The 12,837-nt window shown below is 74.9% G+C and carries 11 protein-coding genes; 1 reads left to right on the forward strand and 10 read right to left on the reverse strand.

Annotated features, from left to right (window positions below; translation table 11 throughout):
- Nucleotides 1-127: 127 nt before the first annotated feature.
- From FH609_RS14175 to FH609_RS14210, 8 genes are all read right to left on the reverse strand, one after another.
- Nucleotides 128-625 carry a hypothetical protein gene (locus FH609_RS14175; protein ID WP_139669422.1) on the reverse strand — a complete coding sequence of 166 codons (498 nt, stop codon included), beginning with the start codon at nucleotides 623-625 and terminating at the stop codon, nucleotides 128-130.
- A 66-nt stretch (nucleotides 626-691) separates the two neighbouring features.
- The gene (pth, locus tag FH609_RS14180) at nucleotides 692-1,300 is read right to left on the reverse strand and encodes an aminoacyl-tRNA hydrolase (RefSeq protein WP_139669424.1); all 609 of its coding nucleotides are present in this window, start codon (nucleotides 1,298-1,300) and stop codon (nucleotides 692-694) included.
- 64 nt (nucleotides 1,301-1,364) lie between these two features.
- On the reverse strand, nucleotides 1,365-1,955 hold the full coding sequence (locus FH609_RS14185) for a 50S ribosomal protein L25/general stress protein Ctc (protein WP_139669426.1): 591 nt from the start codon (nucleotides 1,953-1,955) through the stop codon (nucleotides 1,365-1,367).
- Nucleotides 1,956-2,165: 210 nt separating this feature from the next.
- Complete coding sequence (locus FH609_RS14190; RefSeq protein WP_139669428.1) at nucleotides 2,166-3,143, reverse strand: ribose-phosphate diphosphokinase; 978 nt, start codon at nucleotides 3,141-3,143, stop codon at nucleotides 2,166-2,168.
- Nucleotides 3,144-3,244: 101 nt separating this feature from the next.
- Entirely contained in the window at nucleotides 3,245-4,711 is a 1,467-nt protein-coding gene (gene glmU / locus FH609_RS14195) for a bifunctional UDP-N-acetylglucosamine diphosphorylase/glucosamine-1-phosphate N-acetyltransferase GlmU (RefSeq protein ID WP_139669430.1), read from the reverse strand.
- 74 nt (nucleotides 4,712-4,785) lie between these two features.
- Nucleotides 4,786-5,766, reverse strand: a complete 981-nt coding sequence (locus FH609_RS14200; protein ID WP_139669432.1) for a cellulose-binding protein — start codon at nucleotides 5,764-5,766, stop codon at nucleotides 4,786-4,788.
- Between the two features lie 193 nt (nucleotides 5,767-5,959).
- Nucleotides 5,960-8,473, reverse strand: coding sequence for an SUKH-4 family immunity protein (locus FH609_RS14205; RefSeq protein WP_139669434.1), 2,514 nt, complete (start codon nucleotides 8,471-8,473; stop codon nucleotides 5,960-5,962).
- Nucleotides 8,470-9,444 (reverse strand): SMI1/KNR4 family protein, encoded by a 975-nt coding sequence (locus FH609_RS14210; RefSeq protein ID WP_139669436.1) that lies wholly within the window; start codon nucleotides 9,442-9,444, stop codon nucleotides 8,470-8,472. The genes FH609_RS14205 and FH609_RS14210 overlap by 4 nt, the downstream gene beginning before the upstream one ends.
- A gap of 81 nt (nucleotides 9,445-9,525) precedes the next feature.
- On the opposite strand from FH609_RS14210, the gene FH609_RS14215 reads away from it, so the two are divergent.
- The gene (locus FH609_RS14215) at nucleotides 9,526-10,512 is read left to right on the forward strand and encodes an SUKH-3 domain-containing protein (RefSeq protein ID WP_193317958.1); all 987 of its coding nucleotides are present in this window, start codon (nucleotides 9,526-9,528) and stop codon (nucleotides 10,510-10,512) included.
- Nucleotides 10,513-10,937: 425 nt separating this feature from the next.
- On the opposite strand, the gene FH609_RS14220 is transcribed toward FH609_RS14215, so the two are convergent.
- Nucleotides 10,938-11,918, reverse strand: coding sequence for a nucleoside triphosphate pyrophosphohydrolase (locus tag FH609_RS14220; RefSeq protein WP_139669440.1), 981 nt, complete (start codon nucleotides 11,916-11,918; stop codon nucleotides 10,938-10,940).
- A gap of 126 nt (nucleotides 11,919-12,044) precedes the next feature.
- Nucleotides 12,045-12,716 (reverse strand): SurA N-terminal domain-containing protein, encoded by a 672-nt coding sequence (locus tag FH609_RS14225; protein WP_139669442.1) that lies wholly within the window; start codon nucleotides 12,714-12,716, stop codon nucleotides 12,045-12,047.
- Nucleotides 12,717-12,837 lie beyond the last annotated feature (121 nt).

Consider the following 12,837-nt stretch of genomic DNA (forward strand, 5'->3'; position numbering starts at 1 on the left):
ACCGCCGGGTCTCCAGCGGGGCTTTCGGGGTGCCGGGCACCCCGCCGGGCCGCGCTGGCCGAGGAACAAGCGGAGCGACGACGCCTCCGTCGTGTTCCGGGGGCTGGCCGGTGGCTGAGGGAGCGGGTCAGATCCAGAGGAGGAACGTCAGGAGCAGGTGGGCCAGGGCGGTGCCGGCGACGATCCAGGCGAGGCGGTAGCGGCGCAGGCCGCCTCCGATCACCACGGCGGCCAGGAGCAGCGCGCCGGACAGTGGCGCCAGCGCGTAGAGGCGGCCGGCGGCGTCCGCGCGGAACACGAGGTCGCCGTCGAGCGGTCGGACGACGGTGAGGCTCTCGCCCTCGACGCGGGCGATCCGCTGTTCCAGGACCACGGTGTCGCCGCTGGGCGCGAAGATCCCGGTGCAGTCGCGCTGTTCGCAGCGGAGCAGCGTGACCTCGCCCTTCTCCGTGTCGCCGAGGCCGAAGGTGTCGCGGGTGGTGTCCCAGGCGGCGTAGGCCCCGCCGAGCACCAGCGCGGCGGCCAGCAGCCAGGAGGCCACCAGCCGCCCCAACAGCAGCGCGCCGAACGCGCTCTCGCCGGCTCGGCGCGCAGCGCCGCGTCGGCCGGCCTGGGTCGCGGACATGGCGCAGATCCTTGGCCAAAGCCTGCCGGCTGGTCAAGTCGGAGGGTCGGGTCGGCGGCCGGCGACTCAGCCGTTGAAGCGGCTCTGCGCCCGCTCAAGGCCCTCGGTGACCAGCGCCTCGGTGGCGTCGGCGGCGCGGTCCACGTGGTAGTCGAGGTCCTTGCGCTCCACCGTGCCGAAGTCCCGCAGCACATAGGCCGCCACGTCCATCCGCCCCGGCGGCCGGCCGACGCCGAAGCGGACGCGGAAGTAGTCCTTGCCGAGCGCCGAGGTGATCGACTTCAGCCCGTTGTGGCCGTTGTCGCCGCCGCCGCGCTTGAGCCGCAGCACGCCGTAGCCGATGTCCAACTCGTCGTGGATCACGACCAGTCGGGACGGCGGCACCCGGTAGAAGGAGCAGAGCGCGCCGGTCGGGCCGCCGGAGACGTTCATGAACGACATCGGCTTGGCCAGCACCACCCGGGGGCCGCCGGAGCCGGGCGGGCCGAAGCGGCCCTCCAGCACCATGGCGCGGGAGCGGTGGGCCCTGAAGCTGCCGCCCAGCCGCTCGGCCAGCAGGTCGACGACCATGAAGCCGACGTTGTGCCGGTTGGCGGCGTAGCTCGGCCCCGGGTTGCCGAGGCCGACGACCAGCCACGGTCCCTCGGGCGCCGTCGCGTTTCCGGCGTCGTTCATGCGTCTCCCGTTCCGGTCGGGTTCGGTCGGGTGGGCCCGGGCGGGCCCACCCCCGGCGGCTGCGTCAGCCGGCTTCCTCTTCGGTGGCGCCGGCGCCCTCGGCGGCCGGCTCCTCGGCCTGCGGCTGGAGCACCTGGACGACGACCTCCTCCGGGTCCACGGCCAGGGTGGAGCCCGCCGGCAGCGGGACGTCCTTGGCCAGGACCGAGTCGCCGATGGACAGGCCGGCGACGGAGACGGTGACGGACTCGGGGATGTTGGTGGCCTCGGCCTCGACCGGCAGGGTGTTGAGCACGTGCTCCAACAGGCCGCCGCCCGGCGCCAGTTCGCCCTCGGTCAGGACCCGGATCTCCACGGTGACCTTCTCGCCGCGCTTGACCACCAGCAGGTCGGTGTGGACCAGGAAGCCACGGATGGCCTCGCGCTGCACGGCCTTGGGGATCACCAGCTCCTCGCGGCCCTCGATGTCGAGGGTGATGAGGACGTTGGAGTTCTTGAGCGCCATCATCAGCTCGTGGCCGGGCAGGGTCACGTGGACCGGGTCGCCGCCGTGGCCGTAGATGACGGCGGGCACGCGGCCCTCGCGGCGGATGCGGCGGGCGGCGCCCTTGCCGAACTCGCTCCTGGTCTCGGCGCTGATCTTCACGTCTGACATCGCGGACTCCTTGTGGTGTGTGACCGGAAAAACCGTCGGTCACCCGGCCCAGGGCGGGCCTGCACAAAGAGCGCGTCGATAACGGATAAGCCCCGCCGGGCCTCCCTCGCCGAGCAACGCGGCCGAGTCTACCCGCAGCGCGCAGGCCCCCCGAACGCCGGCCGGCCCCGCACCTCGAAGGCGAGATGCGGGGCCGGCCGGGGAGGTGGGTCAGGCGTCGCCCTCGAAGAGGCTGGTGACCGAGCCGTCCTCGAAGACCTCGCGCACCGCCCTGGCGATGGTCGGCGCCATCGACAGCACGGTGATCTTGTCGAGGTTGACCTCGCTGGGCGTCGGCAGCGAGTTGGTGAAGATGAACTCGCTCACCCGCGAGTTCTTCAGCCGGTCCGCCGCCGGGCCCGAGAGCACGCCGTGGGTCGCGGCCACGATCACGTCGGACGCGCCGTTGGCGAAGAGCGCGTCGGCGGCGGCGCAGATCGTGCCGCCGGTGTCGATCATGTCGTCGACCAGCACACACACCCGGTCGCGGACGTTGCCGACGACCTCGTGGACGGTGACCTGGTTGGCCACGTCGGGGTCGCGCCGCTTGTGCACGATGGCCAGCGGGGCGCCGAGCCGGTCCGCCCAGCGGTCGGCGACCCGGACCCGGCCGGCGTCGGGGGAGACCACGGTCAGCTTCGCCCGGTCCACCCGGTTCCCGATGTACTCGGTGAGCACCGGCAGCGCGAAGAGGTGGTCTACGGGGCCGTCGAAGTACCCCTGCACCTGGTCCGCGTGGAGGTCCATGGCGATGATCCGGTGCGCCCCCGCCGTGCCCAGCAGGTCGGCCATCAGCCGCGCGGAGATGGGCTCGCGGCCCCGGTGCTTCTTGTCCTGGCGGGCATAACCGTAGAACGGAATGATCACCGAGATACTCCGCGCCGAGGCCCGCTTCAACGCGTCGATCATGATCAGCTGTTCCATGATCCATTTATTGATCGGCGCCGTGTGACTCTGCATCAGAAAACAGTCGGCGCCGCGCACGGACTCCTGAAAACGCACATAGATCTCGCCGTTGGCAAAGTCCTGAGCCTTGGTCGGGACCAGCCCCATGCCCAATTCGGCGGCGACCTCCTTCGCCAGTTCGGGGTGGGCGCGGCCGGAGAAGAGCATCAGTTTCTTCTCACCGGTCGTCTTGATCCCGGTCACAGTCAGTCTCCCTTGGCATACGCGGGTGCGCTCGTTCGGCCTGGTGTCCGGCCCAGAGGGCCCTCCTTACGGTACGCCGTCACCGGCCCCCAGCGAACCCGTCAGTCCTGATCGTGATCGGGTTCCGCCGCAGCTAGAGCCGCCTGGGCCGCCTGGTCGGCCGCCGATCCGGAACGCCTGCGGGCCACCCAACCCGCCACGTTCCGCTGCCTTTCCCGGGCTACGCCCAGTGATCCCGGGGGAACGTCGACGGTGATCACCGAGCCCGCCGCCGTGTAACTGCCGTCCCCCACCGTGACGGGAGCCACAAAGGTATTGTCGGCGCCCGTTCGACAGTGCGAACCGATCGTGGTGCGGTGCTTTGCCTCGCCGTCGTAGTTCACGACCACGCTGGAGGCGCCGATGTTGGTGTGCTCGCCGATCGTGGCGTCGCCCACATAGGAGAGATGCGGAACTTTGGTTCCGGTGCCGAGGGTGGAGTTCTTCACCTCCACAAAGCCGCCGACCTTGGTGTCGGAGCCGAGCAGCGTTCCGGGCCGCAGATAGGAGTACGGGCCGACCTTCGCGCCGGCGCCGACCACCGCCGTGTCCGCCACGGTGTGCACCACCAGGGCACCCTCGCCCACCGTGCAGTCCGTCAGCCGGGTGCCGGGCCCGACCTCGGCGAAGGCCGCCACATGGGTGGCGCCCAGCAGCTGGGTGTTCGGCTGGACGACCGCGTCTGGCTCGAAGGTGACCGTCGAGTCGATCCAGGTGCTCGCCGGGTCGACGACCGTGACGCCCGCCAGCATCGCGGCCTCCAGCAGCCGGTCGTTCAACAGCCGCCTGGCCTGCGCCAGTTGCACCCGGTTGTTGATGCCGACCAGCTCCCTCGGGTCGGCCACCCGCTCGGCGCCCACCCGGTGGCCGGCGCCCCGCAGGATGCGCAGCACGTCGGGCAGGTACTCCTCGCCCTGGCTGTTGTCGGAGCCGACCTTCTCCAGCGCCTCGGCCAACAGCGCCCCGTCGAAGGCGAAGACGCCCGAGCTGACCTCGGTGATCGCCAGCTGCGCCGGCGAGGCGTCCTTGTGCTCGACGATCTCCGTCACCGAGCCGTCGGGCTCGCGCACCACCCGGCCGTAGCCGGTGGCGTCCGGCAGTTCCATGGTCAGCACGGTCACCGCGTTGCCCTCGGCGGCGTGCCGCTCGGCCAGGGCGCGCAGCGTGGCGCCGGTCTGGAGCGGGGTGTCGCCGCAGGTCACCACGACCGTGCCGGTCGGCGTGCCGCCGTCCTCCGCGGCCAGCGCGGTCAGCGCGGTGCGCACCGCGTGCGCCGTGCCGCGCTGCTCGGCCTGCACGGCCGTGCGCACCCCGGCGTCCAGCTCGGCCAGGTGCTCCACGACCCGCTCCCGGCCGTGCCCGACCACCACCACCAGCCGCTCGGGCGCCAACTCGTTCGCCGCCAGCACCACATGGCCGACCATGGAACGGCCGCACAGCTCGTGCAGGACCTTGGGCGTCGCCGATTTCATGCGGGTCCCCTCACCCGCTGCGAGAACGATGATGGCTGCCGGACGGTTGGGGCTCACGGAAATCGCGTCCTTCGTCGGAGAAACGGGGAATGGTCCGCAGAATACCCAGGCGGCCCCGGCACCCCGCCGCGTCAGCCCCGTTCGGTCGCCGCCTCCCCCTGGCCCCCGGCCGGCGCCTGCCCTGGCCTCCCGGCCGGCGCCTGCCCTGGCGTCCCGGCCGGCGCCTCGTCCTCGGCCTCGGCCCGCGGCCCACGCGGGGTGCGGCCGGTCAACGTGGCCAGCGTGGTGCGCAGATGGGACATGTAGGCGCGCACCTGCTCGGCCCGTTCCTCCTGGAGCCGGGCCAGCCGCTCGGCGTCCCGCTCGATCCGCCGCCGGCGCGTCTCCGCGTCGGCCAACAGCTCGGCCCGCCGGGCCTCCGCCGCCTCGTTCCGCGCCCTCGCCGCCGCCTCGGCGTCGGCCAACTGCCGCCGCGCGCGCTCCCAGACGGCGTCGGCCCGTTGGGTCAGCTCGGCCACCCGCGCCTCGACCGCCTCCCGGCGCGCCGCCATCCGCTCCTCGGCGAGCCGGCCGCTGGCCCGCTGTCGCGCGCGCTGCTCGGTGACCAGCGCCTCGGCGTGCCGGATCACGTCGGCCAGCGTGGCCTCCGCCTCGGCCCGCACCCGCGCGGCCCGTTGCCGCTCCTGCTCCACCAGCGCCTCGGCGGCCTCGGTGAACTCGGCCAGGGTGCGGCCGGCCGCCTCCTCGGCGGCCACCCGGACGTGGGCCGCCTCCTTCGCCGCCTGCTCCCGTAAGGCGCGGCCCTCGCCCTCGGCCGCCCTCAGCAGGGTGTCGGCCTCGGCCTCGGCCAGCTCCCTGATCTCCGCCGCCTCGGCCTCGACCTCGGCCAGCAGCACCGTGGCGCGCTCGCCCAGCGCGCCGAAGTCCGTCGGGGGCAGCGCGGCCACCTCGGCCCGCAGCCGGGCCGCGCGCTCGGTGAGCCGCTCACCGAGCCGGCCCAGCTCGGTGAGCCGGTGCCACGCCTGGTCCCGCTGTCGACCCAGCTCCGCCAGAACGCGGTCGACCTGCTCCGGCGAGTACCCCCGCCCGCGTACCGTCCGGAAACCCGTCATAGCCAAGATGATCCCCCAAACATCACGAGGACATCCGAAACCCGGGGAACGGGCTCACCCGGGCGGCGCGTTGCCCCCGGGCGGCGCGCGCCGGCGCACGCCGCCGGGAGGGACGCGGCGTCGGGCAAACGTGGCGTCGGGCGACGCGGCGTCGGGGAACGTGGCGCCGGGGAACGCCGTCCCGGGGAACGCGCTACAGCAGCCCGTCCCACATCTGTTCCAGCAGCACCGACCACCAGCTCTCCGGGTCAGCCACCGTCATCGGGTCGAGCGAGGCCAGCTGGGCCTGGAAGTCCTTGGTCCAGCGGCCCGCCTGCTCCGAGGTCAGCCCGTAGCGCAGCCGCCACATCCGGCCCAACAGCGCCATGCAGCGCGCGAACTGCGGCAGCGAGGCGTTGACGAACTGCGGCGGCACCGGCTGCCCGCCGGGCCCGGCCTCCAGCGGCACGGCCACGATGTGCGCCGTGCCGTACTGCACACACAGCTGCTTGCCGAAGTCGCTGCCCACCACCAGATACGAGCCGGCGTCGGGCGCCGGGCGCACGCCGCGCTCCATCGCGACCTCGGCCAGCGTCGGGATCGGCATCCCCGGCTGGGCGCGGGCCCAGAAGAACGGCGGGATCTCCAACGGCAGCCCGCTCCACGCCAGCGTGTTGGCCACGATCTCCGGCACGCCCTGCCGGGCGGCGAAGTGCGGCTCGTAGCGGAAGACCAGCTGCGGACCGAACGCCTCGGCCAGCTCCTGGCCGATCACGTCGAGTCCGACGGCCGGCGCCGGCGGCTGCTGCGGCAGCGGCGCGCGCACCGGCGCGGAACGCGGCGGGCCGTCGGCGAACTGCTGCAACTCGTCCTGGTGTTCCACCAGATGGCGCACCCCGGCCTGGCGGGACGCGAAGTCCGTGCCGTAGGCGGCGGTGTGGGTGATCCGCACCTGGGGCCAGGTCTCGCGGATCATCCGGGCGCAGTAGCCGCCGGGCAGCTCGCAGGACTGCAACTCGGTGTGCAGCTCGACGACCTCCTGCGCGGGCACGCCCATGGCCATCAGCTCGTGCAGGATCTGCCACTCGGGGTGCGGCATCCCGGGCGCGGAGCGGCGGATCAGCTGCTGCTCGGAGCCGTCGGGCGCGCGGTAGCGCAGCACCGCCATGTAGCCGGAGCCGACGGCGGGTTGGGCCTCCTGCGGGTAGCCGTAGGCGGGCGGCGGCGCCTGGCCCGGCAGGGGGCCTGGCGGCGGTCCCGGCTGGTGGCCCTGCGCGGGGCCCGGCTGCGGACCTGGCTGCGGACCCGGCTGCGGACCCGGTGGCGGTCCTGGCTGGCCGGCGGGGGCGCCGGGCGGCGGGGCCTGCGCGGGTCCTGGCGGCGGGGGCGTCCCCGCGCCCTGGGCGCGGAGCGAGGCGACGACGTCCGGGGCGACCATCTGCGTGGGAACGTAGGCGACCTCCTCGCCGGAGGTCGGCTCGTCGGCCGTGGGCCGGGCCGCCTTGGGCGCGCCGGGTGCGGCGGGCGGGGGCGGCACGGGCATCCCGGGCGGGCCGGCCGGCCGGGAGCCGGACCGGCCGCCGACATACGTCTTGTGGGTGTCCTCGGCCGCGATCTTCGCGGCGCCCGGCGGCGGGGGCGTGCCGGGGGCGCCCGGGGGCGCGGGCGGCGGGCCGACGGGCGCCCCCGGTGGGGCGTCGCGCAGGCCGCCGGGCGGCGGGCCGACGGGCGCGCCGGGGGGCGGGGGGGTGCCGGGCGCGCCGGGCGGGCGGGCGCCGCCGTCGAGTGGCGGCTGCACCGCCGTCGCCGGCAGCGCGCTGCCCTGCGGCATCACGGTGGTCCTGGCCTCGGAGGCCGGCGCCCGCGAGGGGCTGGGCCGGTCGTCGTCGTCCTCCAGCAGCGGCGGCGAGAAGACGGTGGCCGGCGGCGCCATGGCCTCGGCCTCCTCGGCGCTGCCCGAGGTGTCCGTGCCGGCCCAGGGCGAGGCGCCGCCGGCCGGCCGGTTGCCCGAGCCGGGCGTCACGTCGGCGGCGGCCCAGGGGCTGTCGGCCGCCGGGCCCGAGGACTTGGGCGGCGCGAACGGGTCCGGCGGCTTGGGCGGCGCGAACGGGTCCGGCGCCGACCCCGCCTTGGCGGGCTCGGGCCTCGCCGGCTCCGCCTTCGCGGACGCCGGCGGGGCGAACGGGTCGGGGGCGGACGGCCGTTCGGAGCCGGCCTGGGCGGACCCGGCCTTCGGCGGAACGGGCAGCCCCGGCGGCGACGGCGCGGTCGAGGGCGTTGCCGAAGATGGTGTCGACGAGGAAGAGGACGCCGGGGAGGCGCCGGCGCCGGGACGGTTGTCCGGGATGCCCGCCTTGTCGGCGGCCTCCTGGAGCCACTGCGGCGGCGTCAACAGGAAGGAAGTCGCCTCCAGATCCACCGACTTCGGCGGCTCAGGCGCCGGCACGGACGCCGAGGTCCTGCCGTACTCCTCCTCGAAGCGGCGGATCACCTCGCTGACCGGCAGCCTCGGCCAGTACGTCGTCTCGCCGCTGTCCCTGGCGATCACCAGCCGACCGCCGCCGACCTCGCCGCCCGAGGCGTCCTCGGCCCAGGCGACGAAGCCCAGGTTGAACTCCCGCACCCGCACCTCGTGCGCCGGGTGATCCCCCTCGGCGTGGCCACCCGCGCCGTTCACCCAGCGCTCGGCGCGCTCCTGCGCCTGCGCGAACGTCACCACGGCACTCATCCCTCCACCGCGACGGCGGTCGCGAACCCGCCGTCGACCATCAGATTCGCCACCGTCTCCAACTCCGGCGGGGAGCCGGCCAGCCGCAGCAGGAAGGCGTCGAAGTCCTCCCCGCAGGGCAGCAGCAGCTCGTCGACCCGCTCACTCACGGTCAGCCCGTCCCGGTCCCGCGCGTCGTCCACCGGGCACAGCCAGACCGAGCCCGTTCCCTCGCCGCGCACCTTCACGGCCACGATGCCGCCCTGGACGAAGGCCACCGCCAGATAGTCCTTGGTGAGATGGTCGCGGAGGCACTTGTTGATGTACACGAGGTCGTTGACGGCGGCCTCCTCGCGGAGCGTGAAGAACGGCTGGTCCACCAGCAGCCCCAACTCCGCGTCCAGCGCGACCCCGACCGGGGCGCAGCCGCCGGCCGCCTTCAGGAACGCTCGGTAGGCGGGCGGCAGCCGGTAGCCCAGCTTCTCCTCGGCGGCCCGCAGCCGCTCCTCGGGAACGGCGACGGAGTCCGGCGCCCTGAAGTGCGCCGGGCGCGGGTCGGCGAGCGGCCGGGTGCCGCGCTTGTGCTGGTCGACCGTCGTGGTGGCCAGGCCGCCGTGGTGCCGCAGCAGCGCCTTCACCTCGACCGGCACCAGTTCCAGCCGGCGCGAGCGCGCCACATGGTGCCAGGTCCAGCCGTGCGGGGTGGCCACGGCGGGCAGCCGCGCCCACAGCTCGTGACCCGAGGCGTGCAGCGCGGCGTTCGCCGACACGTAGTCGGTCAGCCGCAGTTCGTCCACGCCGAACCCGTCGGGAGGCTCGGCGATCTCCGCCGCCGCTCTGGCATAGGGCGAGAAGTCGGGATAACCTTCCGCGTCCACCCGGACACCGTGCGGATAACGCGCCGCGCGGACCGGGTCGGGGAACTGCACCACCTGACCGGCATAGGCCCGGTTGGGTGGCGCGGCCTGCTGGCCGAGCCGACCTGTCGTCATGGCGTGAACGCCCCCTGCTGTTGCCTCTCGCTGTTGCGGCACAGCCTATGGGGTCGGCCAGTCGGTGGCACGATCGTCCTCGTGATATCGGATATCCACGGCCAGCCGCCGGGCGGTCCCCGACACGGGGACGCCCGCCCTGTGCCTCCCGCGCTGCTGCGCCGCCGCGACGGCATCCTGCCGACCACCGCCGCCGCGCTCCGCATCCCGGAACGGGACCAGCCGCTGACCGGCACCGCCAGCCGGAGCACGCCGCCGCCCGAACCGCACCCGGTGGTCGCCGAGGTCCTCGCGGGGCTCGGCACCGCCCAACGGGAACGCCACGTCGGGCGCTGCCCGGAGCCCGCGCTCCTCACCCGCTGGCTCAACGAGGCCGGCGCCGCCGATCTCAACCAGGCCCGTCTCGCGCTCGAAGGGGCCGGCATCACCTGCCGCCACATCCGCGAGGACGGCGACCCGAGGCACGGTGCCCACGCCGCGCACTGCCGCTCCTGCGCGGTGCTGTTGGCGCGGCTCGGCGTGACCAGCCTCACGCCGGCGCCGGCCGGGGCGGCGGGGCGGCCCGTCGGGGACCCGCTCGGCGGGCCGACGCGGGGCGCGCCGTGGTCGGCCGGCACCGTGGACCAGGCGCTGGCGGCGGCCGGTTGGCGTCCTGGGCGGGTGCACACCGCGAAGGCGGAGCAGTGGGCCGACGTGCTCAGCGGGCACCGTTCCCCGCAGGGGCATCCGCACGAACTCTTCCCCGCCGCGTTCGAGACCTGGGCCGAGCTGGGGGAGATCACGCTGAACCCGACGGGGCCAGGGGAGGTCTTCGCGCCGAGCGCCGTCGTGATCGACCCGCTGGCCGGGCTGCACTGGGCGCGGGTGCTCAGCGATCTCGGGCACGCCCTGGGGACCCGACTGGCGCCGGTGGGCGAGGAGTTGGGCAGCGGCGCGCTGCTGGCGGTGGACCAGGAGGCGCGGCTGTACGGGATCGACCACAGCGGCGACTGGTTCCTGGGCCACGACGTCCTCACCGGCCTCGCCACCCTCCTGACCGGCGCGGCGCCACACCGGCTCGAACCGTGACGTCTGCCCCGGCCTCTCCCGACCGGCCCGGCCGGCGCCCCGGCGAGGGGCGCCGCCTGGCGGCGGGCGCCTGGCGGCCGGCCGGGGCCGGGAACGCCTGGCCGGCGGGGGCCGGCGGGGCGGTTGGCCTGGCCGGGCCGTTGGCCGTGGCCGGTTCAGCCGGGGTCGCTTGGCCGTGGGGTGGTGTGCGGCTGGTGGCTGGTGGCCGTTCGGCCAGGCAACGCTCCCGCAGGAGTCAGGCGCGTCGCCGACCAGGCAGCCCCGGCCGAAGGCCGGGCCACACAACGGCCAACGGCCGAACCAACCGGCCCGCCGCCAGGCGACCCGGCGGTACCCGGACGGGCCGTCCCGGCGGGAACGCCGCCCGCTCCCGCCCACCCGCCGCGTCCCGCCGACCCGCCGCGCGGCAGCGCCGCGCAGCGGCTTCAGCCGCCGGCGGCGATGATCGCTTCGCGATACGCCCGGGCCGCCGCCCGCAGGGCGGTCTCCGGGTTGACGCCGGCCGCCTCGGCCTCCGCCGCCAGGGCCAACAGCCGGTAGCCGAAGCCCGCGTCGTGCGGGGTCTCGGGCAGCGGCACCGCCAGCCCGGCCGTCCGCGCCCGGCCCAACAGCTTCGCGGCCAGCGCCAACGCCGGCTGGCCCAGCGGCACGCCCTCCGTGACCGAGGTGCGGGCCTTCTCCTCGGCCTTGGCCGCGAACCACAGCGCCTTGACGTCCTCCGGCGTCTCCGCCTTCGCGTCGCCGAAGACGTGCGGGTGACGGCGGATCAGCTTGGCGACGATGGTCCCGGCAACGTCGTCGATGTCGAACGGCTCGTCAGCGTCCTCGGCGGCGATCCTGGCGTGGAAGACGACCTGGAGGAGCACGTCGCCCAACTCCTCGCGGATCTCGGCCCGGTCGCCGTTCTCCACCGCCTCGACCAGTTCGAAGACCTCCTCGAGGCCGTAGGGCGCCAGGCCCTCGTTGGTCTGGACGGAGGCCCAGGGGCAGGTCGCCCTGATCTCGTCCATCACCCGCACCAGGTCCAGCAGCCGCGCGCCGGGCAGGTCGTAGGAGCCGGGCAGCAGTTCCAGCTCGGGCAGGCCGGTGGCGCGGCCCGAGCCGGCGATCCGCGCGAGTTCGTCGGTGAGTTGGGGTTCGCCCTCGGCGCCGGCCAGCACCACGACCGTGCGGCCCCCGGCGCAGGCGCTCAGCAACTCGGTCGCCGTCGGCACCCCGTGGCGCACGGCGACGCCGGCCTCGCGGAGGTAGGGCCCGTGCGGGTGCCCGGCGTCCCGACTCACGACCAGGTCGGCCTCGTGAAGCACCTGCCAGGCGGGCCAGGAGAGCAGCCCCGGCGCCACCCGGTGGCTGGTGGTCAACAGGACGATCCGGCCGGGGGCACCGTTGAGTTCGCGCACGGTCATCCGTCGAGACTAGACCGCGCCTTCCGGCACGCGGACAACGGCCCCGAGGTGGCCGACCCCGAGGTCAGACGGCCGGAACGGTCGGCGGAGACGGCGGGCGGGGCGTCACGGGGACGGGGCGGGCGGTCAGGCCGGCGGGGCCGGGAAGCCGGCCTCCTCCTCGGTCGGCTCGTCCGCACGCAGCCACGGGGTGTCGGACTCGGCGAGCGTCACCTGTTCCGCGTCCCACTCGCCGTAGCGCGGGTTGACCTCGACGCCGATCTCCTCGGCGGTCTCCGCGAACACCTGCCGAAGCAGCTGGTCGCCCTCGGGGCCGGGAGGAGCGCCGAGGCGCTGGGCCAGGCCCTGGGTGAGCAGCTGGCTCCGCAGCACCTGGTCGATCTGCTCGTCACCTGCGAACGGCAGCCCGTTGGTGGCGGTCAGGGCGCTGGTCTCCAACGCCTCGGCGCCGCCCACGCTCTGCTCGGCGATCGCGCGGCTCTCCTGCACCTGGGCGCGGCTCACCTCGACGCCGTGCGCCTCGGCGGCGGCCTCCAGCACCTCCATGTACACCAGGAAGTCGACCGTCTGGCGGGTCAACGCGGGGGTGGCGCCGAGCAGTTGGTCGCCCTCCGGCAGCTCGCGCTGGGCCTCGCGGACCGTTTCCACCCGTTCCTGCACACTGGCGATGGTGATGCGCTCGTCGCCGACGACGGCCGCCGCGCCCGGGTGGGCGCCGGTGGAGCAGCCGGTGAGCAGGGGGCTTGCGAGCAGCAGGGCTGCGGCCGAGACCGCGAGGGTGGAGGTGCGGCGCTTCACTGGGGTACTCCCGAGGACGAGCCAGTGGGGTGATCGATGGTACGCGGCCCGATCCTAGGCGGCGGCACCGACCCTGACCACCGCCGCGGTCCTCCCACCGCCGGTCCCGGGCGGGTCGGGC

This window comes from Streptomyces sp. 3MP-14, assembly GCF_006334905.2.
In the GTDB taxonomy this organism is placed as follows: Bacteria; Actinomycetota; Actinomycetes; order Streptomycetales; family Streptomycetaceae; genus Streptomyces; species Streptomyces triticirhizae.

Coding starts and splice junctions, on each gene's coding strand:
- FH609_RS14200 (WP_139669432.1), bottom strand. CDS start 5,766: ATGACGGGTTTCCGGACGGTACGCGGGCGGGGGTACTCGCCGGAGCAG.
- FH609_RS14210 (WP_139669436.1), bottom strand. CDS start 9,444: ATGACGACAGGTCGGCTCGGCCAGCAGGCCGCGCCACCCAACCGGGCC.
- FH609_RS14175 (WP_139669422.1), bottom strand. CDS start 625: ATGTCCGCGACCCAGGCCGGCCGACGCGGCGCTGCGCGCCGAGCCGGC.
- pth (WP_139669424.1), bottom strand. CDS start 1,300: ATGAACGACGCCGGAAACGCGACGGCGCCCGAGGGACCGTGGCTGGTC.
- FH609_RS14185 (WP_139669426.1), bottom strand. CDS start 1,955: ATGTCAGACGTGAAGATCAGCGCCGAGACCAGGAGCGAGTTCGGCAAG.
- FH609_RS14220 (WP_139669440.1), bottom strand. CDS start 11,918: ATGACCGTGCGCGAACTCAACGGTGCCCCCGGCCGGATCGTCCTGTTG.
- FH609_RS14205 (WP_139669434.1), bottom strand. CDS start 8,473: ATGAGTGCCGTGGTGACGTTCGCGCAGGCGCAGGAGCGCGCCGAGCGC.